At 73.3% G+C, this 19,671-nt stretch carries 17 protein-coding genes; 9 read left to right on the top strand and 8 right to left on the bottom strand.

All coding sequences use genetic code 11. The annotated features are described in order from the left end of the window. Positions 1-23: 23 nt before the first annotated feature. Positions 24-2,723, top strand: coding sequence for a DNA polymerase I (gene polA / locus CLT75_RS14985; protein WP_135241213.1), 2,700 nt, complete (start codon positions 24-26; stop codon positions 2,721-2,723). Between the two features lie 462 nt (positions 2,724-3,185). Here polA and CLT75_RS14975 read toward each other — a convergent pair whose 3' ends face one another. The 4 genes from CLT75_RS14975 to CLT75_RS14960 form a co-directional block, all read right to left on the bottom strand. Then, on the bottom strand, positions 3,186-3,533 hold the full coding sequence (locus tag CLT75_RS14975) for a DUF3140 domain-containing protein (protein ID WP_073830920.1): 348 nt from the start codon (positions 3,531-3,533) through the stop codon (positions 3,186-3,188). Further along, positions 3,520-3,738 (bottom strand): hypervirulence associated TUDOR domain-containing protein, encoded by a 219-nt coding sequence (locus tag CLT75_RS14970; protein ID WP_135241212.1) that lies wholly within the window; start codon positions 3,736-3,738, stop codon positions 3,520-3,522. Before CLT75_RS14970 ends, CLT75_RS14975 begins: the two co-directional genes overlap by 14 nt. Before the next feature lie 41 nt (positions 3,739-3,779). Further along, entirely contained in the window at positions 3,780-4,331 is a 552-nt protein-coding gene (locus tag CLT75_RS14965; RefSeq protein ID WP_135241211.1) for a Uma2 family endonuclease, read from the bottom strand. 108 nt (positions 4,332-4,439) lie between these two features. Then, the gene (locus tag CLT75_RS14960) at positions 4,440-5,243 is read right to left on the bottom strand and encodes a methyltransferase domain-containing protein (RefSeq protein WP_135241210.1); all 804 of its coding nucleotides are present in this window, start codon (positions 5,241-5,243) and stop codon (positions 4,440-4,442) included. Positions 5,244-5,555: 312 nt separating this feature from the next. Between CLT75_RS14960 and rpsA the strand changes: the two genes are divergently transcribed. Both rpsA and coaE read left to right on the top strand, forming a co-directional pair. Then, complete coding sequence (gene rpsA / locus CLT75_RS14955) at positions 5,556-7,082, top strand: 30S ribosomal protein S1 (RefSeq protein WP_047893869.1); 1,527 nt, start codon at positions 5,556-5,558, stop codon at positions 7,080-7,082. A gap of 161 nt (positions 7,083-7,243) precedes the next feature. Continuing rightward, positions 7,244-8,422 carry a dephospho-CoA kinase gene (gene coaE, locus CLT75_RS14950; protein WP_135241209.1) on the top strand — a complete coding sequence of 393 codons (1,179 nt, stop codon included), beginning with the start codon at positions 7,244-7,246 and terminating at the stop codon, positions 8,420-8,422. Between the two features lie 25 nt (positions 8,423-8,447). Here coaE and CLT75_RS14945 read toward each other — a convergent pair whose 3' ends face one another. Beyond that, positions 8,448-10,073, bottom strand: a complete 1,626-nt coding sequence (locus tag CLT75_RS14945; RefSeq protein WP_486485183.1) for a hypothetical protein — start codon at positions 10,071-10,073, stop codon at positions 8,448-8,450. A gap of 297 nt (positions 10,074-10,370) precedes the next feature. On the opposite strand from CLT75_RS14945, the gene uvrB reads away from it, so the two are divergent. The 4 genes from uvrB to CLT75_RS14925 all read left to right on the top strand — a co-directional run bounded on the left by uvrB (position 10,371) and on the right by CLT75_RS14925 (position 14,717). Beyond that, the gene (gene uvrB / locus CLT75_RS14940) at positions 10,371-12,476 is read left to right on the top strand and encodes an excinuclease ABC subunit UvrB (protein ID WP_135241208.1); all 2,106 of its coding nucleotides are present in this window, start codon (positions 10,371-10,373) and stop codon (positions 12,474-12,476) included. Between the two features lie 25 nt (positions 12,477-12,501). Further along, complete coding sequence (locus tag CLT75_RS14935; RefSeq protein ID WP_135241207.1) at positions 12,502-13,338, top strand: helix-turn-helix domain-containing protein; 837 nt, start codon at positions 12,502-12,504, stop codon at positions 13,336-13,338. Positions 13,339-13,363: 25 nt separating this feature from the next. Beyond that, positions 13,364-13,732 (top strand): VOC family protein, encoded by a 369-nt coding sequence (locus CLT75_RS14930; RefSeq protein WP_135241206.1) that lies wholly within the window; start codon positions 13,364-13,366, stop codon positions 13,730-13,732. A gap of 85 nt (positions 13,733-13,817) precedes the next feature. Further along, the gene (locus tag CLT75_RS14925) at positions 13,818-14,717 is read left to right on the top strand and encodes a Scr1 family TA system antitoxin-like transcriptional regulator (protein WP_135241205.1); all 900 of its coding nucleotides are present in this window, start codon (positions 13,818-13,820) and stop codon (positions 14,715-14,717) included. 108 nt (positions 14,718-14,825) lie between these two features. Here the strand turns inward: CLT75_RS14925 and CLT75_RS14920 are convergent, their stop codons facing one another. Further along, positions 14,826-15,119: an antibiotic biosynthesis monooxygenase family protein gene (locus CLT75_RS14920; protein ID WP_135241204.1), complete on the bottom strand. Its 294-nt coding sequence runs from the start codon at positions 15,117-15,119 to the stop codon at positions 14,826-14,828. 390 nt (positions 15,120-15,509) lie between these two features. Here CLT75_RS14920 and CLT75_RS14915 point away from each other — a divergent pair, with 390 nt between their 5' ends. Continuing rightward, positions 15,510-16,508, top strand: coding sequence for a TerC family protein (locus CLT75_RS14915; protein WP_135244020.1), 999 nt, complete (start codon positions 15,510-15,512; stop codon positions 16,506-16,508). Between the two features lie 57 nt (positions 16,509-16,565). Here CLT75_RS14915 and CLT75_RS14910 read toward each other — a convergent pair whose 3' ends face one another. Continuing rightward, the gene (locus CLT75_RS14910; RefSeq protein ID WP_135241203.1) at positions 16,566-17,672 is read right to left on the bottom strand and encodes an NlpC/P60 family protein; all 1,107 of its coding nucleotides are present in this window, start codon (positions 17,670-17,672) and stop codon (positions 16,566-16,568) included. Between the two features lie 57 nt (positions 17,673-17,729). Next, positions 17,730-18,827 (bottom strand): mandelate racemase/muconate lactonizing enzyme family protein, encoded by a 1,098-nt coding sequence (locus CLT75_RS14905; protein ID WP_135241202.1) that lies wholly within the window; start codon positions 18,825-18,827, stop codon positions 17,730-17,732. A 44-nt stretch (positions 18,828-18,871) separates the two neighbouring features. Between CLT75_RS14905 and CLT75_RS14900 the strand changes: the two genes are divergently transcribed. Beyond that, positions 18,872-19,669: a tyrosine-protein phosphatase gene (locus tag CLT75_RS14900; protein ID WP_135241201.1), complete on the top strand. Its 798-nt coding sequence runs from the start codon at positions 18,872-18,874 to the stop codon at positions 19,667-19,669. Positions 19,670-19,671 lie beyond the last annotated feature (2 nt).

Here is a 19,671-nt window from a genome sequence, read left to right as displayed (position 1 = left end):
GCGTACGGACTAGAGTCGCAGCCGTGACAGCTACGACGCCGCGCCTGCTCCTCGTCGACGGACATTCCCTGGCATACCGGGCGTTCTTCGCCCTGCCTGTGGAGAACTTCTCCACCACCACGGGGCAGCCGACGAACGCCGTCTACGGCTTCACCTCGATGCTGATCAACGTGCTGCGCGACGAGCAGCCGACGCACATCGTGGTCGCGTTCGACGTGTCCCGCCGCTCCTTCCGCACCGACAGGTACGCCGAGTACAAGGCCGGCCGCAGCGAGACCCCGACCGACTTCAAGGGCCAGGTCAGCCTGGTCAAGGAGGTCCTCGCCGCACTGCGCGTGCCGGTGGTCGAGAAGGAGGGCTACGAGGCCGACGACGTCATCGCCACGCTCGCCTGCCAGGCCCGCGACCAGGGCATGGACGTGCTGATCACCACCGGCGACCGGGACGCGTTCCAGCTCGTCGGCGAGCGGGTGACGGTGCTCTACCCGCGCAAGGGCGTCTCCGACCTGGCCCGGATGGACCCGGCCGCGGTCGAGGCGAAGTACGGCGTCACCCCGGACCGCTACCGCGACCTGGCCGCGCTGGTCGGCGAGACCAGCGACAACCTGCCGGGCGTGCCCGGCGTCGGCCCGAAGACCGCGGCCAAGTGGATCAATCTGTACGGCGGTGTCGAGGGCGTGGTGGCCCGCGCCGACGAGATCAAGGGCAAGGCCGGCGACAGCCTGCGCGAGCGGCTCGCCGACGTGATCCGCAACTACGAGATCAACTGCCTGGTCTCCGACCTGGAGCTGCCGGTCCGCCCCGAGGACGCCCGCTGGCAGGGCTGGGATCGCGAAGCGGTGCACCAGGTCTTCGACACGCTCCAGTTCCGCATCCTGCGTGACCGGCTCTACCAATACCTGGAAGCGGTCGAGCCGGAGGCCGAGGCGGGCTTCGACCTGGCGGGCGAGGTGCTCACCGAGCCGGGCGCGCTCGCGGGCTGGCTCGACACGCACGCCCCGGCGGGCGCACCGGTAGGCCTGGCGGTGACGCTCGACACCGGCCCCAACCGCCGGCACACCGCCACCGTGACCGCGATGGCGCTGGCCACCGCCGCCGGGGCGGGCGCCTGGTTCGACCCGAGCCGGCTGCACGCCGGCGACGAGGCCGCACTGGCCGGGTGGCTGGCCGACGCGGAGCGCCCGAAGGTGCTGCACGACAGCAAGCCGGCCGTACTGGCGTTCGCCGCGCACGGCTGGGAGCTGCACGGCATCGCCCGCGACACCCAGATCGCCGCCTACCTGGCCCGCCCCGACCAGCGCTCGTACGACCTGACCGACCTGGCGCTGCGCTACCTGCACCGGGAGCTGCGCGTCGACGCGCCGGAGACCGGTCAGCTCACCCTCGACGGGCTCGGCGACGAGGGCGTGGCCGAGCAGAACCTCATGCTCCAGGCCCGCGCCACGCTCGACCTGGCCGATGCGATCGACGCCGAGCTGTCCCGCGACGGCGAGCAGTCGGCCCGGCTGATGGCCGGCGTGGAGCTGCCGCTGATGCGGGTGCTCGCCACCATGGAGCGCACCGGCATCGCCGCCGACACCGACTACCTCTCCGAGCTGGAGGCGCACTTCGCCGCCGAGGTGAAGGCCGCCGCCCAGAGCGCGTACGAGGTGGTCGGCCGCGAGTTCAACCTCGGGTCGCCGAAGCAGTTGCAGGAGATCCTCTTCACCGAGATGGGCCTGCCCAAGACCAAGCGGATCAAGACCGGCTACACCACCGACGCCGACGCGCTCCAGTGGCTGTTCGCGCAGACCGAGCACCCGCTGCTGCACCACCTGCTGCGCCACCGCGACGTCGCGAAGCTCAAGTCGACTGTCGACGGGCTGCTCAAGTCCGTCTCCGACGACGGCCGGATCCACACCACGTTCAACCAGACGGTGGCGGCGACCGGGCGGCTGTCGTCGACCGAGCCGAATCTGCAGAACATCCCGATCCGCACCGAGGAGGGGCGGCGGATCCGGCGCGCGTTCGTGGTCGGTGAGGGCTACGAGTGCCTGCTCACCGCCGACTACAGCCAGATCGAGATGCGGATCATGGCGCACCTGTCGTCGGACGACGCGCTGATCGAGGCGTTCAACTCCGGGCACGACTTCCACGCCGCCACCGCGTCCTCGGTCTTCACCGTCGAGGTCGGCGACGTGACCGCCGACCAGCGCCGCAAGATCAAGGCGATGAACTACGGCCTGGCGTACGGGCTCAGCGCGTTCGGCCTGTCCCAGCAGCTCGGCATCAGCGCCGAGGAGGCGCGCGGGCTGATGGAGAACTACTTCGCCGGGTTCGGCGGGGTCCGTGACTACCTCCAGGAGGTGGTGGCCCGCGCCCGTCAGGACGGCTACACCTCCACCATCCTGGGCCGCCGCCGCTACCTGCCCGACCTGGTCAGCGACAACCGGCAGCGCCGGGAGATGGCCGAGCGGATGGCGCTCAACGCCCCGATCCAGGGTTCGGCGGCCGACATCATCAAGGTCGCGATGCTGCACGTCGACAGCGCGCTGCGCGACGCCGGGCTGCGCTCCCGGATGCTGCTGCAGGTGCACGACGAGCTGGTCTTCGAGGTCGCCCCGGGCGAGCGGGAGACGCTGGAGGCGTTGGTGCGCAAGCAGATGGGCGAGGCGTACCCGCTGTCGGTGCCGCTGGAGGTGTCGGTGGGCGAGGGCCACGACTGGAACAGCGCCGACCACTGACCCCGCCCCCGCCCCCACCGACGCCGGCCTCCACCCGGCCCGCAGGCCCCGGTGATCAAGGAGTTTGTGTCACGCCCGAGCCCGTTCGGGGACACGAACTCCTTGATCACTGGGGAAGAGACGGCGGCGAGCGCGACCCCGGCCAGCAGCGGCGGCACCGCCTCGCGATACGGCGCGACCGGGTCCGGCCACCTCGGGTCGGGCGCGGGCGGGATCAGGCGGATCAGCACGATCCCGGCCAGCGCCGGGATCCACCGGTGCCACATCGGTACGGTGCCGTCGTGGTCGGCGCTGTACCTGATGCCGGTGCCGCCGGTCAGCACCAGGAGGAGCGCCGCGACGGCGACGAGCCCGAGGCCCGCCAGGAGGATCACCCGTCCGGCGCGGGATGACGGCCGGCGGTCGGGACGTCTGTCGTCATCGCCGGCACGCTACCAACGCGCGGCGAACGGACCGGGCGGCTCAGCTCTTGAGTGGGTCGTGCCCCCAGTTCATCAGCGACCAGCGCCAGCGGGTGTCCCGGACGTCTCCGGACGGCCGCTGGGCCAGGTGGCGGTGGACGTACCCGATGACCTTGCGCATGTGCTTGTAGTCGGCGGCGGTGAGGTCGGCGCGCTTGCGGCGCAGCAGGTCGACGATGCGCCGGCCGGAGTCGTGGCCGACCGACTCACCGCCCTGGGTGCCCTTCTTGTGCCAGCCGACGTGCTTGGACTCCTCGGTCTCCAGCCAGCGGGTCAGCTCGCCCGGCTTCATGTTCACCGCGTCGGTGAACTCCCGGTACGTCTGCTGCGGGTCCTCAGCGCGACTCATGGCGAAGCACCTCCGGCCGGTGGGCGACGTCGCGGCCCGAGTCGTCGTTGGTGATCCGGTACTGCGGCTGCGCGGGCGAGGCGTTCACGGTGTGCCCGCGTACATGGGTGCGCTCGGTCAGCTTCTCCTTGACGACGCCGTACGCCCGGCCGCTGTGGCTGGCCCAGGAGACGTGGTCGCCGGCGCGGAACTCCTTCTCGGCCATGCGGCCCGGTTACCCGTGCCGGACACCGAGTAACGGTGTGGTCAGGGCCGGATCTCCGCGATCGGCAGCTTGATCGCGAAGGGCTCGGACAGCTCGATCACCTCGCTGCTGTCGTCCACCAGCTCGTACTGCCGCTCGCCGCCGGGGCCGATCCGGTCACCGAGGCGGTACGCGTAGAGGTGCACCGGGTCCTGCTCGATCCGCCAGTAGAACGGGATCCGCGCGGCGGCGTACTCGCCCGGCTTGGCGAACCGGTCGACGCGCCGGGTGCCGGGGGAGACGATCTCGACGGCCAGGACGACGTCCGCCGGTCGCAGGAGGGACCTGTCGCTCGGCAGCCCGGCGTGGTGGAGCAGCACATCCGGTTGCCGGCTGGTGTTCGGGCTGAGCCCGACCCCGATGGCCTGGGCGACCCGCAGCCCGGCGGGAGCGTGCGACCGCAGCCAGAGGCTGAGCAAGAGGGATATGTCCTGGTGGCCCAGGGTGGGGGAGGGTGTCACCTGGATGACTCCGTCGACGAGTTCGACGCGGGGGGCGTCGTCCGGCAGGGTGAGCAGATCCTCCAGCGTGTAGTCCGCACGCTGCTGCCGCATCGGGTCCGGACACCAGGGGCCAGGTGATGTCGGGATGGGCTCGGCGCTCATACGGCGAGCGTACCGCCGGAGGGCGTCCCGCACGTCGCACCGCGTGTCCGTTCCGCGTCAGCCCGTCGGCTTCTCCGCGACGAAGATCGCGGTGCCGGGGAACAGCCGGCCGCGCAGCGGGCTCCACTGCCCCCAGATCCCCTCGTGCCCGGCGGGCCACTCCGGCTCCACCAGGTCCAGCAGGCGGAACCCGGCGCCGACCAGCTCGCGGATCCGGTCGCCCAGGGTGCGGTGCTGCTCGACGTACGTGGCCACCCCGTGCTCGTCCTGCTCGACGTACGGGGAGCGGTCGAAGTACGAGTGCACGGCGGTCAGCCCGCCCTCGCCCGGGTCGTCCAGGAAGATCCAGCGCATCGGGTGGGTGACCGAGAAGACCCACCGGCCGCCGGGCCGCAGCACCCGGGCCACCTCGCGCATCGCCGCCGCCGAGTCGTCCACGAACGGGATCGCGCCGAACGCGGTGCAGACGGTGTCGAACGCGGCGTCGGCGAACGGCAGGGCGAGCGCGTCGGCCTGCACCAGCGGCACGCGTACCCCGGTGCGCCCGGCGGCCTCGGCGGCGTGCCGCAACATGCCGGCGGACAGGTCCAGCGCGACCGGCCGGGCGCCCTGGGCGGCGAGCCAGCGGGCGGCGGCGGCCGCCCCGGCGCCGAGTTCGAGGATCCGCCGCCCGGCGACGTCGCCGAGCAGCCGGGCGTCGGCCTCGCGCAGGCCCTCCGGACACCAGACGAAGTCGGCGTCGCCGAGGAACGCGCCGTGCTCGGCCTGGTACGCGTCGGCGTCGGTGTCCCACCATCCGCGGTTGGCGTGGCGGATCTCCCCGGCGTCGACCCGTCGGCGGGTCACCCTGTCGTCGTCCACGGGTTCACGCTAGGTCCGGCGGCCCGGACCCGGTGCGGTGGGGTGGTGGCTGGGGCAGATGTGACGGACGAGACAGCTGTGGCACCTTACCGCGCAAAATCTCCGCTTTCGCAGCGGATGAGTTCGCGCGGACCCGGGAGGGCTTGCACGCTGTGGTAATGCAGCGGGTAGGCTAGACGATGCGCTCGCGGATCGTGTGCCTCGGCAGGGAGCAGGTGCGCGGTCACCGGAGCCACTAATGATCTTCTCGCGTCGATCGTTCGGTGTGCCCGGCGACGGATCCGTTGGCGCGGCAGAGTCACCGCGACACCCATGCCCGCTGTGACAACCCATCCGACCGGAGCAACCGCCCACATGACGAGCAGCATCGAGGCCACCTCGAGCGCCAACAAGGTCACCCACGACGACCTCGGCTCTGAGGAAGCTTTCCTCGCCGCGATCGACGAGACCATCAAGTACTTCAACGACGGCGACATTGTCGAAGGCACCGTCGTCAAGGTCGATCGGGACGAGGTCCTGCTCGACATCGGCTACAAGACCGAGGGTGTCATCCCCTCTCGGGAGTTGTCGATCAAGCACGACGTGGACCCGGCCGAGGTCGTTTCGGTGGGTGACCACATCGAGGCCCTCGTCCTCCAGAAGGAGGACAAGGAGGGTCGGCTGATCCTCTCCAAGAAGCGGGCGCAGTACGAGCGGGCCTGGGGCACGATCGAGAAGATCAAGGACGAGGACGGCGTCGTCCGCGGTTCGGTCATCGAGGTCGTCAAGGGTGGTCTCATCCTCGACATCGGCCTGCGCGGCTTCCTGCCCGCGTCGCTCGTCGAGATGCGGCGTGTGCGTGACCTGCAGCCGTACGTCGGCCGCGAGCTCGAAGCCAAGATCATCGAGCTGGACAAGAACCGCAACAACGTGGTCCTGTCCCGCCGTGCCTGGCTGGAGCAGACGCAGTCCGAGGTGCGCACCGAGTTCCTCAACAAGCTCCAGAAGGGGCAGGTCCGCAAGGGCGTCGTCTCCTCGATCGTCAACTTCGGCGCGTTCGTCGACCTGGGCGGCGTGGACGGCCTCGTGCACGTCTCCGAGCTGTCCTGGAAGCACATCGACCACCCGTCCGAGGTCGTCGAGGTGGGCCAGGAGGTCGAGGTCGAGGTCCTGGACGTCGACCTGGACCGCGAGCGGGTCTCGCTGTCGCTGAAGGCGACGCAGGAGGACCCGTGGCGTCAGTTCGCCCGCACCCACGCGATCCAGCAGATCGTGCCGGGTAAGGTCACCAAGCTGGTGCCGTTCGGTGCGTTCGTCCGCGTGGACGACGGCATCGAGGGCCTGGTCCACATCTCCGAGCTGGCCGAGCGCCACGTGGAGATCCCGGAGCAGGTCGTGCAGGTCGGCTCCGAGGTCATGGTCAAGGTCATCGACATCGACCTGGAGCGCCGCCGGATCTCGCTGTCGCTCAAGCAGGCCAACGAGGGCTTCGTCGAGGGCGAGGAGCACTTCGACCCGACCCTCTACGGCATGGCCGCGACGTACGACGACCAGGGCAACTACATCTACCCGGAGGGCTTCGACCCGGAGACGGGCGAGTGGCTCGAGGGCTACGACAAGCAGCGCGAGACCTGGGAGCAGCAGTACGCCGAGGCGCGTCAGCGCTGGGAGGCCCACACCAAGCAGGTGCAGACCTCCCGCGCCGCCGACGCCGAGGCCGCTGCCAACCCGGCTCCGGCCACCACCGGCACCACCACCTCGACCTCGGCCCCGAGCCGTCAGGCCGAGGAGCCGGCCGGCACGCTCGCGACCGACGAGGCGCTCGCCGCGCTGCGGGAGAAGCTCGCCGGCGGCAAGTGACCGGACGCTGACGCCTGTTCGTCCCACCGGACGGACCGGCGACTGCCTCTGACGACGGGCCCCGTCCCCGCGTTCCGCACCAGCGGAGCGCCGGGGGCGGGGCCCGCGTCGTACGCCGGGCGGGTTTGGCATGCGGACTCCGGATCCGGTTGACTGTCCGGGTGCTGAAGGTGGGGCTGACCGGCGGAATCGGATCGGGCAAGAGCGCGGTGGCGAGCCGGCTCGCCACGCTGGGCGCGGTGGTCGTCGACTCGGACCGCATCGCCCGCGAGATCGTCGCGCCCGGCACCGACGGGCTGGCCGAGGTGGTCGCCGCCTTCTCCGACAAGGTTCTGGACGCCGACGGGGCGCTGGACCGGGCCGCCCTCGGCGCGCTGGTCTTCGGCGACGAGGCCGCCCGCCGCACGCTCGAAGGGATCACCCACCCCCGGGTACGCGCGCGCAGCGCCGAACTGGTCGCCGCCGCCCCCGCCGACGCGATCGTCGTCAACGACGTACCGCTGCTGGTCGAGGTGGGGCTCGCGCCCACGTACCACCTGGTGGCCGTGGTGCAGACGGCCGTGCCGACCCGGATGGCCCGGCTGACCCGCGACCGGGGGATGGCCCCGGCGGAGGCGCAGCGGCGCATCGCCGCGCAGGCCGACGACGCGACCCGCCGCGCGGTCGCCGACGTGCTGCTGACAAACGACGGCACGCTCGCCGAGCTGCACGCCGCCGTGGACACCCTCTGGCGGGACCGCCTGCTGCCCTACGAGCGCAACCTCCGCGAACGCCGCGCCGTCCCGCCCGACCCGGCGGCGCTCGCCGGACCGGACCCGACCTGGCCCGAGCAGTACGCCCGGCTGGCCGCCCGGATCCGCCACGCGGCCGGCGATGACATCCGGGTCGACCACGTCGGCTCCACCGCCGTGCCGGGGCTCGCCGCGCCGGACGTGATCGACATCCAGGTGACGGTGTCCTCCCTGGACGAGGCGGACGGGCCGCTCGCGCAGCGGCTGGCCGAGGCGGGTTTCCCGCGGCTGCCGGGCGAGTGGTGGGACGCCCCGCGGCAGCCGGAGCCGGTGCGCTGGCCCAAGCGGCTGCACGGCGGCGCGGACCCGGCGCGTCCGGTGCGCCTGCACCTGCGGGAGGCCGGTTCGCCCGGCTGGCGGTACGCGCTGCTGACGCGCGACCACCTGCGCGCCGACCCGGCACGGCGGGCCGACTACCTCCAGGTGAAGCGGGATCTGGCGGCGGCCGCGCCGGAGCACGTCACGTGGGGCACGGTGACCGATCCCTGGTTCGACGAGGAGCACCTGCGCGCGGAGGAGTGGGCCGCGCAGACCGGCTGGCGGCCCTGACCGGGCGGTAGGGATCGCGCCGGGCTCAGCGCGCCGTCGAGGCCGACGATCCGCCGCTGCCCGCCGTACGGCCGGGCGTGAGGTCGAGCCGGATCCACACGCCCGACCCGGCCCGCAGTTCCATCCGGTGCGGCAGGCCACCCCGGTCCAGCCACAGGCGGCGGCCGCCCGGCAGCTCGAACACGTCGACGGCCCGGTCGTCCAGCCGGTCCTCCCGGATCCGGACGGCGGTGCCGCCGGGCGCGCGCCGGGCCGTCCGCAGCGCCGCGTCGAGCAGCCGGTCCAGGTCGTCGCCGGGCGGCCGCGCGGGGGCGGCGAGCAGCGCGGCCGGCATCGGCGCCGGTGGCGTCGCGGGCCCGTCGGGGGACCGCTGCACCTCGGCCACCCGTCCCGGCCGGGCCCACCGGAGGGTGCGCCGGCCGCTGCCCTCCTCGGTCACCGCGAGGTACGCCGACGGGCTCGTCCAGTTGATCGTGCCGGTGGCCCGCAGGTTCGCCGACGGGCCGAGCGGAGCGGCCACCGTCACCGTCACGCCGCCCAGGGCCCGGAGCCGGGCGGGCAGCGCGGCCAGCCGGGCGACCTCGTCGTCGGTGGGCGCCCGGGGCTGCCCGGGCCGGCCGCCGAGGGCGTCCACCGGGTGCAGGGTGGGCCGGTCGGCGCGGGTCAGGTCCACGGTGACGGGCGTGCCGTCGGCCAGCCGGCCGGTGAGCCGGTGCAGCCGGGCGTCCGCGTCCACCCACAGGGTCGGCAGCGGGTCACCGGGCGGCGCGAGGGGCGCCTGGAGCACGTCCACCGGGACGCCGCCCACCTGGTCGCCGCGTAGCCACCGGCCGTCGGTGGCGGGCGGATCGACCCGGTCGGCGCCGAGCCCGATCAGCAGGTCGCGTACCGCGCCCAGGCCGTGCCCGCCGGCCGGGGAGCGCATCCGCCACCGGTCTGCCGGCGGCACCAGCGGCGGCCGGGCCGGGGTGGGGAGCGCGCCCGGGTCGGGCCGTACCAGCAGCGCGGACGCGGTGGCCTGCACCAGGCCCCGGTCGTCGCCCGCGCCCGGGCCGCCGACGTCCAGGTAGACCAGGGGGCGGGCCCAGTCGACCCAGCCGACGAGTTCGGTACGGGCGCCGTCGGCGCCGACGGTGACCCGGACACCGGCGCGTACGTCGCGCAGGTTGGTGACCCGCAGCGCGGCCACCCGGTCCGCCTCGGCGGCGGTCAGGGCACGTGTCGCCGGGGCGTCGTCGGTGCGGCCGGGCACCCAGGACGGCAGGGCGGCGACGAGCGCCGCGGCGGAGATCGCGGCTGCCGCCACGAGCGCGGCGAGCGCGATCCGGCGCCGGTCCGGCCCGTCCGGCGGGTCGTCGGCGCCGTCCAGTTCCGGGTCGCCGTCCGGCCGGGTGGTGCGCGGGGGACGGCGGCCGTCGAACAGGCCGGCCCGGCGGCGCCGACCGGCCACGGTGGCGGGCCGGGTCGGTGTGCTGGTGCGGCCGCGCCGGTGGCCGCGACCCGGTTCCCGGGGTACGGCCTGGTCGCCGTCGCCCCGCGCGGAGAGCCGGTGGGGGCGGCTGGCGCCGCGCTGGCGGCCCGGCTCGTCGGCGGGCGGGGGCGTGCCGGTGTCGGGCTCGCGACGCGGCCGGCGCTCGGGAGAGGTCCCCACGAGTGGAGAACGCGAGAGCGGGGTTTCGGTGACGAGCAGGGGCGCTCGCGGCGGCCGGTCAGCGCTGCGCGCGACCACCGTCGGCGCGCACGCCGGTCGTCCCGGGTGCTGCGGCCCTGGCGCCGGGGGCGACCGACCCCGCGTGGGGGGATCACCGGCCCGGTCGGCCGCCGCGAGCGGCCTACGGTACGAGGGTAGACCGGTGAGATGAGCCACACAATGGGAATATCGAAGCCGATCAGGGACGGTCCGTGGTCGTGGCCGGAAGTGTCGGACCGCGGGCGTACGGTTGGTGTCATGGCGCTCGACATTCCCCGGCTCGACGGCCGCTTCCAGGTCGTCAGTGAGTTCCAGCCGGCCGGTGACCAGCCGGCTGCCATCGACGAGCTTGAGCGTCGCGTGCGGCGCGGCGACCGCAACACGGTGCTGCTCGGCGCGACCGGCACGGGCAAGAGCGCCACCACGGCGTGGCTGGTCGAGCGGCTCCAGCGGCCGACCCTGGTGCTCGCGCCCAACAAGACCCTCGCGGCCCAGTTGGCGAAGGAGTTCGGCGAGCTGCTGCCGCAGAACGCGGTCGAATACTTCGTCTCCTACTACGACTACTACCAGCCCGAGGCGTACATCCCGCAGACCGACACCTACATCGAGAAGGACTCCTCGATCAACGAGGAGGTCGAGCGGCTGCGGCACTCGGCCACCATGTCGCTGCTCACCCGGCGGGACGTCATCGTCGTCGCCACCGTCTCGGCGATCTACGGCCTGGGCACGCCGGAGGAATACCTCGACCGGGCCGTGCGGGTCAAGGTCGGGCAGGAGCTGGACCGCGACCAGCTGCTGCGGCGGCTGGTCGACATTCAGTACACGCGCAACGACATGGCCTTCCAGCGCGGCACCTTCCGGGTCCGCGGCGACACGCTGGAGATCATCCCGGCGTACGAGGAGCTGGCGGTCCGGATCGAGCTGTTCGGTGACGAGATCGAGAAGCTCTACTACCTGAACCCGCTGACCGGTGACGTGGTCCGCGAGGTCGACAGCCTGATGATCTTCCCGGCCACGCACTACGCCGCCGGTCCGGAGCGGATGGAGCGGGCGATCCGCGACATCGAGGCCGAGCTGGGCGAGCGGCTGGCCGAGCTGGAGCGGCAGGGCAAGCTGCTGGAGGCCCAGCGACTGCGCATGCGCACCACCTACGACATCGAGATGATGCGCCAGGTGGGGTTCTGCTCCGGCATCGAGAACTACTCCATGCACATCGACGGCCGGCTGCCCGGCAGCCCGCCGCACTGCCTGCTCGACTACTTCCCCGACGACTTCCTCACAGTGGTCGACGAGTCGCACGTGACGATCCCGCAGATCGGCGGCATGTACGAGGGCGACGCCTCCCGCAAGCGGATGCTGGTCGACCACGGCTTCCGGCTGCCGAGCGCCGCCGACAACCGGCCGCTGCGCTTCGACGAGTTCCTGGAGCGGGTGGGCCAGATGGTCTACCTCTCCGCCACCCCCGGCCCGTGGGAGCTGGAGCAGGCCCAGGGTGAGTTCGTCGAGCAGGTGATCCGGCCCACCGGCCTGATCGACCCCGAGGTGGTTCTCAAGCCGACGAAGGGCCAGATCGACGACCTCATGCACGAGATCAAGCTGCGCACCGAGCGGGACGAGCGGGTGCTCGTCACCACGCTGACCAAGAAGATGGCCGAGGACCTCTCCGACTATCTGCTGGAGAACGGCATCCGGGTGCGCTACCTGCACTCCGAGGTCGACACGCTGCGCCGGGTCGAGCTGCTGCGCGAGCTGCGCAAGGGCGACTACGACGTGCTCGTCGGCATCAACCTGCTCCGGGAGGGTCTCGACCTGCCCGAGGTCTCCCTGGTGGCGATCCTCGACGCCGACAAGGAGGGCTTCCTGCGCAGCGGCCGGTCGCTGATCCAGACCATCGGCCGCGCGGCCCGTAACGTCTCCGGCCAGGTCCACATGTACGCCGACAAGATCACCCCGTCGATGGCGAGCGCCATCGACGAGACCAACCGGCGCCGGGCCAAGCAGATCGCGCACAACGAGGCCAACGGCATCAAGCCGGAGCCGCTGCGCAAGAAGATCCACGACATCCTCGACGACATCTACCGCGAGGCGGAGGACACCGAGAACAGCAACGTCGGCGGTGCCGTGCGGCAGCTGTCCCGGGGCAAGGCGCCGGTCAAGGAGACCCGCAGCCGCCGGGGCGCCGCGGCCACCCCGTCGCGGGAGGGGATGGCCCGGGCCGACCTGGCCAACCTCATCCAGGAACTCAACGACCAGATGCTCGCCGCCGCGCGGGAGCTGCAGTTCGAGCTGGCCGCGCGGATCCGCGACGAGGTCGCCGACCTCAAGAAGGAGCTGCGCGGGATGGACGCCGCAGGGGTCCGGTGACCGGCGCGACGGCCGGGGCGGCGCGATGCTGACCGAGGCCGTCGTCGGGCGCCCCGACCCGCGGCTGCGCCAGTGGGCGGACAGCTACCTCGGCTACCGCGAGGACGCGCCCGTCCCGCTGGTACGCCGGGAGGTGGCGGGCGCCTTCGTGGTGCTGATCCTCGGCTGGGGCGACCCCCTCGACGTGACCGACCCGCGTGCCCCCGGCCGGGGCGCGTCCGCCGCCAACGCCTTCCTGGCCGGCCCGTTCGACGGCTGGTGCGCCACCCGGACGGCCGGGACCGGCACCGGCGTGCAGGTGCTGCTGACCGCCCCGGCGGCCCGCCGCCTGCTCGGGCTGCCGCTGGCCGAGCTGACCAACCGGGTGGTGCCGCTCGACGCGGTGGCGGGCTGGCTGGCCCGGCTGCGCGACGAGCTGGCCGGCGAGCCGGGCTGGCCGGAACGCTTCGCCCGGCTCGACGCCGCCCTGGCCGCGCGGCTGGCGGCGACAGCGCCGCCGGACCCGCACCTGCTGGCGGCCTGGCGGCGCCTGGACGGCAGCGGGGGAGCGGTCGGCGTGGCCACGCTCGCCGGGGAGCTGGGCTGGTCCCGCCGACACCTGTCGGTACGGTTCCGGCGGGAGTTCGGCCTGCCGCCGAAGACGGTCGCCCGCCTGCTGCGCTTCGAGCGGGCGTACGCGAGCCTGGGCCGCACGCTGCTCACCGCGGACGCCGCCGTACCGGACGACGCCGGGTGGGCGGAGCGGGCCGCCCGGTGGGGCTACTACGACCAGTCGCACCTGATCCGGGAGTTCCGCGAGTTCGCCGGTGCCACCCCGGCCGCGCTGACCGGGCCCGGATCGCATTCGTCCAATCCGGCCTGACCGCCCCGGCGGCAGACTGACCGCCATGCGAAGCATCTATCCGGTCCTGCGGTATCCCGACGTGCGAGCCGCCGTCGACTTCCTCTGTTCCGCGTTCGGCTTCACCGTGCGCGAGGCCCACGAACTGCCCGACGGCACGATCGGCCACGCCGAGCTGGCGTACGGCGACGACCTGGTGATGCTCGGCCCGGGGCCGGCGCCGGGGTCCCGGCCCGCCGACGACGACTACCGCGTCTACGTGGCGATCGACGACGTCGACGCGCACCACGAGCGGGCCCGGGCGGCCGGGGCGGAGATCATCCGGGCGCCGTTCGACACCGACTACGGCTCCCGCGACTACGCCGCCCGCGACCTGGCCGGGCTGGTCTGGTCGTTCGGCACGTACCGCCCCTGAGCACGCCGCCCGCACGGTAGCGCTGTGTGGGCGAGGTATTGCCGAGCGTGACGGTGATGCGTACGCTCCCTCCCGGGAGGCGTGCATGCCGTTGTCAGCAAGTCCTGTGGTCCGGAGGGCGAGGCTCGGTGTGGAGCTGCGCCGGCTGCGTCGTCGCGAGTCGCTCACGCTCGAACAGGTCTGCGTCCGGCTGGGCTGGGCGTCCACGTCGAAGCTGTCCCGCATCGAGCTGGGGCAGAGCCGGCCCGACCTGGCCGACGTGCTCGACCTGCTCGACGTCTACGCGGTGCCGCCGCCGCAGCGTGACGAGCTGATCGTCATCGCCCGCGACGCGGCCACCGGCCGGGGCTGGTCCAAGGCGCTCGGCGAGATGGGGGAGCGCCAGCGGGCGTACGCCGAGCTGGAGGCGGGCGCGGAACGCATCGTGGAGTACCAGTGCGTGCTCGTGCCCGGCCTGCTCCAGACCCCGGCGTACGCCCGGTTGCGCGTGTCGGCCGGTGCGGCGCTGACCGGCGAGGTGGACGTGGAGGCCGACGTGCGCGCCCGTGTCGCACGCCAGGAACTGCTGATCCGGCCGGACCCGCCGCACTACACCGCCCTCGTCGACGAGCGCGTCTGCGACCCGGACGGCCTGCCCGCCGACGTGTGGCGCGACCAGATGCGGCACCTGCTCGCGCTCGCCGAACGGCCCCGCGTCACCGTCCGGGTGCTGCGGTCCGCGGCGTCGAGCGGCGACGGGCCGCACCCGCTGGCGCCGTTCTCGTACTACGCCTACCCCGACCCGGAGGACCCGCGCACCGTGCTGGTGGAGACGCTCACCACCGACCTGCGGCTGGTGGCCGAGGCGGACGTGGCCCACTACGAGCGGGTCATCGAGCGGCTGCTGGCCGCGGCGCTGCCGGCGGACGCCTCCGCCGAGCTGGTGGCCCGGCGGCTCGGCGCGGCGCCGGTGCCCCGGCAGCGCGATCCGCACGAGCTGGAGTGAGCCGCACGGCCCGCCGCCGGTGCGGCGCGACCACCGGGCCCGGCGCCCCCGATGCCCGTCGGGACCGATGGCCGCGCAGCGCGCAGGCTACGGCAGGGGTACGACAGTTCAGGCCGGCACGTCGATGAAGTGCTCGACCAGCGGCGGGCCGGCGAAGTGCGGGCCGATCAGTCCCCGCCACTGCGCGAACCGCTCGGTCTGGCGGAAGTTCACGTCGTGCGCCTCCACCGAGTCCCACTCGACGAGCAGCACGAACCGGGCGGGCGACTCCACGCCCCGGGTCATCCGCACGGAGCGGCAGCCTTCGGCGCCGGCGAGGATCGGCCGCGCCTGCGCGTAGGCGGCGGCGAACTCGTCCTCGTGTCCGGGCGTGACATCGATCAGCGCGACCTCAAGAACCATGCTGGCAGCCTGCCATGCCGGCCCGCCGCCGGTGCGTCCCGGGTGACATCCCGGCACCCCGCACAGGCACATGGCTAGCCTCCTAGGACGCGCTGCGGGACGTGAGCCGCGGCACGTCGAGACATCGACGGGTGGCCCGGAGATGCGCCACCCGGGTGCGATGGTGAACAATGGCGGCCGAGGAGGGGAGTATTCCCCCGCGACGGAGTCGTCAGCACGGAAGAGCGCCGGCACCCCCGGTGGCCCGACCCGGCTCCGTCGGTCGGAACCCGGCACGCGGGCTCCGGCGGAAGAGACCTCCGACAGTCACCCCTGTCAGCGTCGACGCACCCCGGCACCGCACCCGGGCGTACGGTGTGCCCGACGCAGCGTGTCTGCCGGAGGATGGATTTGAACGTGTCCGCATTGGTGTGGGCGGTAACGCTGATCGCGATGATCGCGGTCCTGCTCGCCGACCTGTTCATCATCGGCCGGCGGCCGCACGAGCCGAGCGTCCGCGAGTCCAGCCTGTGGGTGGGCTTCTACGTCGGCCTGGCGCTGCTCTTCGGCGTGGTCCTCTGGCTCACCGCGGGTGGGCGCGTGGCAGGGGAGTTCTACACCGGCTGGCTCACCGAGTACAGCCTCTCGGTGGACAACCTCTTCGTCTTCGTGATCATCATGGCCCGGTTCGGGGTGCCCCGGCAGTACCAGCAGAAGGTGCTGCTCGTCGGCATCATCCTGGCGCTGATCATGCGGGGTGGCTTCATCGCGGCCGGCGCGGCGCTGATCTCCCAGTTCTCCTGGGTGTTCTACATCTTCGGCGCGTTCCTCATCTACACCGCGGTGAACCTGGCCCGGCAGGGCGAGCCGGACGAGGACGAGTTCAGCGAGAACCTGCTGATCCGGTGGAGCCGCAAGGCGCTGCCGCTGTCCCGCGACTACGACGGGGCGCGGATGACCACCCACGAACACGGGCGGCGCCTGTTCACCCCGATGCTGATCGTGATGATCGCGATCGGCACCACCGACCTGATCTTCGCGCTGGACTCGATCCCGGCGATCTTCGGCATCACCCAGGAGCCGTACCTGGTCTTCACCGCCAACGTGTTCGCGCTGATGGGGCTGCGGCAGCTCTACTTCCTGCTCGGCGGTCTGCTGGACCGGCTCATCTACCTCAGCTACGGCCTCGCCGTGGTGCTCGGCTTCATCGGCGTCAAGCTGGTGCTGGAGGCGCTGGCCGAGAACAACCTGCCGTTCATCAACGGCGGCGAGCACGTGGCGTGGGCCCCGCACATCCCGATCTGGCTCTCGCTCACGGTCATCCTCGGCACCCTGGCCGTGGCCACGGCCGCCAGCCTGGCGAAGTCGTCGCGGGACCGGCGCCGGGAACTGACCCAGGCCCGCCGCTGACCCACCCGTACCGCCGGGGCGCTCCCATCCCGGGGGCGCCCCGCGGCGTGTCCGGGGTCAGACGCGGTGGGCGCCGACGAGGGTGGCGGTCCGGTCGGCGGGCAGCTCCTCCTCGACCACCCGGCGGGTCAGATAGCAGGCGTGCAGCATCCGGCGCCGGCCGCCGCGCGGCTCGGCCGACACGATCCCGACGTGGTGGATGCGCCGGCCGGGCCGGGCGAAGAAGTAGAGGTCGCCGGGGCGCTCGGCGTCCAGCGGCACCCGCGAGGTCGCCGCCGCCTGGTCGTCGGCGTCGCGGGGGAGCGTGATCCCGTACCGCCGCCAGGCCAGGTGCACCAGACCGGAGCAGTCGATGCCGTCGGTGGACATGCCGCCCCAGACGTAGACCAGGTCGCGCAGCCGCTCGGCGACCGCGAGCACCTTCTCGGCCTCCGGACGCTCGGCGGGCAGTGGCACCAGGTCGTCCTCGGGGGCCCAGAGCGGGTCGGCCCGCCCGGGTACGCGGACCGGTCGCGTGCCGTCCACCGCCGGCCCGGCCGGGGTGAGCCGGGTGCCGAGGACCACGCCGGTGAGCGCCGCGTCGCCGTCCGGCCCGGCGCGCAACGCGGTGTGGGCGACGTCGACGGTCAGCGGCCGGTCGGCGGCCGAACCGGTGCCGGCCGAACCGGAGCCGGAGCCGGAGCCGGCCGAACCGGTAACGGCTGGGACAGGACCGGACGTACCGGAGCCGGACGGACCGGAGCCGGACGGGCCGGGACCGGCCGGCCCGGCCGGAACGGTGCCGGACAGAGCGGGGCCGGCGGGGCCGGCGTCGGCCGGATGAGTGGAGGACGGGCCGGCGTCGGCGGGATCGGCCAGGTGGGCGGCCCGCAGCCAGCCCGGGTAGCCGTCCGCGCCGAGCTTCGCCGCGGGCTGGCCCAGCGCCACCACCCGCACCCAGCCGTCCGGCCGGGTCTCGGTGACGCGCACCGGCTCGCCGAGCAGCAGCTGGGTCAGGACGCAGTCACCGACGAGCTGGTCGCGGTCCATGCCGGCGACCCAGGCGGCGACGTCCGGAGAGCCGGCGAGGGCGGGGCAGTCGATCGGGCGTACCGCCTCGGGAGCGGTCCACAGGGTCGCCACCGGTACCCGTACGACGGCCCGGCGGCCGGGCTGAGGTGCCACGCGTACCCCTCTCTCCGGTGGTCGTCCGGGCGACCATATGAAAAATTCTGACGTTGCTCAACCACTTGTCTGAATTTTAGCTTCACGCAGGCCGGTGACCCCCAGGCCCGGAGCGTCCGGCAGCAGCACGCTCGCGCCCTCGTACCGGATGCCCCCGGTGACCGGCGACCAGGCCAGCCACCAGGCGGCGTCGAGGTCCGACACGGCGGTGGTGCCGGAGGCGGCGACCAGGCTGGCCGCGGCGCCGACCCCCACCGGGCCCTCCATCATCGAGCCGACGATGGTGCCCATGCCGTGCGCGGCGGCCAGGTCGAGCAGCGTGCGGGCCGGTTGCAGGCCGCCGCACTTGGCCAGCTTCACGTTGACCATGTCGGCGGCGCGCCGCCTGATCACCTCGACCAGGTCGCGCACGTCGAAGACGGACTCGTCGGCCAGGATCGGCAGGTCCACCCGGTCGCTGACCCAGGCCAGCCCGTCCAGGTCGCGGCGGTGCACAGGCTGCTCGACCAGCTCCACGTCGAGCCCCGCGTCCTCGATCGCGCGGATCACCCGCACCGCCTCCCGGGGCGTCCAGCCCTGGTTGGCGTCCAGTCGGATCCGCACGTCCGGGCCGACCGCGGCCCGCACCGCGCGGACCCGGTCCAGGTCGCCCCGGGCGTCCGTGCCGACCTTGAGCTTGAGCACGCTGAACCCCTCGGCGCCGCGCCGCGCCGCCGTCGCGGCCAGGTCGACCGCGTCACCGGCGGCCAGCGTGACGTCGGTCGGCACGCGCAGCGCCGTGCCACCGAGCAGACGCACCAGGGGTACGCCGAGCCGCCGCGCGGCCAGGTCGTGCAGCGCCACGTCGAGCGCCGCCTTCGCCGACTCGTTGCCCACCACCGCGCGGCGCACCAGCGCGCCTGCCGCCTGGAGGTCGTCGGCGTCGCGGCCGATCAGCAGCGGCGCGAGCAGTTCGCGTACGCACGCCTCGGCACCCGCCACCGACGCGCCGGTGACCTGCCAGACCTGCGGCGCCTCCCCGAAACCGGACCGGCCGTCGCCGTCGACCACCTCCACGACCAGCGTGTCCACGGTGGTGGTACGGCGCAGCGCGGTGACGAACGGGGTGTGTAAGGGGGCCGACAGACGGTGGGTGCGTACCGCGGCGATCGTCATGTGGGGCACCCTATAGCCAACTGGCGGCGAGCAGGGGAGGGCCGATGGCCGGGCGGGAATGGGAGCTGGTGGGCGCGCCGAACGCGCGTGACCTGGGTGGACTGCCGACGAGCGACGGGCGGCGGATACGGGCGGGGCGACTCATCCGCACGCCCGCGCTGGGCCGGCTCACCGACGAGGACCTGCCGGTGCTGGGCAAGCTCGGCCCGGCCTGCGTGGTGGACCTGCGCGACGTCCACGAGCAGGCGGTGGCCCCGCCGGACCGGCTGGTGGGCGAGCCCCGCACCGTGCACCTGCCGGTCTACGACGCGGCGCACCCGGTGTTCACGTATGTCTCGGCGGTGTTGCAGGGCCACGACCTGGACGCGTACGCGGCGCTGGCCCGCGAGGGCATGCCGGGGGCGATGACGGCGATCTACCGCTGGTTCGTCACCGGGGACTCGGCGCGGACCGGGTTCGGCGCGGCGGTGCGGCTCGCCGCCGAGGGCGCGAACCTGCCGCTGCTGTTCCACTGCTCGGCCGGCAAGGACCGCACCGGCTGGCTGTCGGTGGTGCTGCTGACCGCGCTGGGCGTGGAGGAGGAGGCGATCCGCGCCGACTACCTGGTGCACAACGAGCTGACTGAGAGCCTGCGCGAGGTGCTGCTGTCCGCGATGATCCAGCGCCGGCCGGACCTGGACCCGGCGGTGGCCCGGCCGCTGCTGGAGGTGCGCCCGGAGTACCTGGACGCCGCCTACGACGAGGTGCGCCGCGCGCACGGCTCGTTCGACGCGTACCTGCGCGACGGTCTGGGGGTGACCGAGGCGCACCGCGCCGCGCTGCGCGAGCGGCTGCTGGAGTAGCC

The organism is Micromonospora sp. CNZ285, assembly GCF_004637285.1.
The sequence above is the reverse complement of the archived record's forward strand: the minus strand, read 5'-3'. Positions and strand labels throughout refer to the sequence as shown.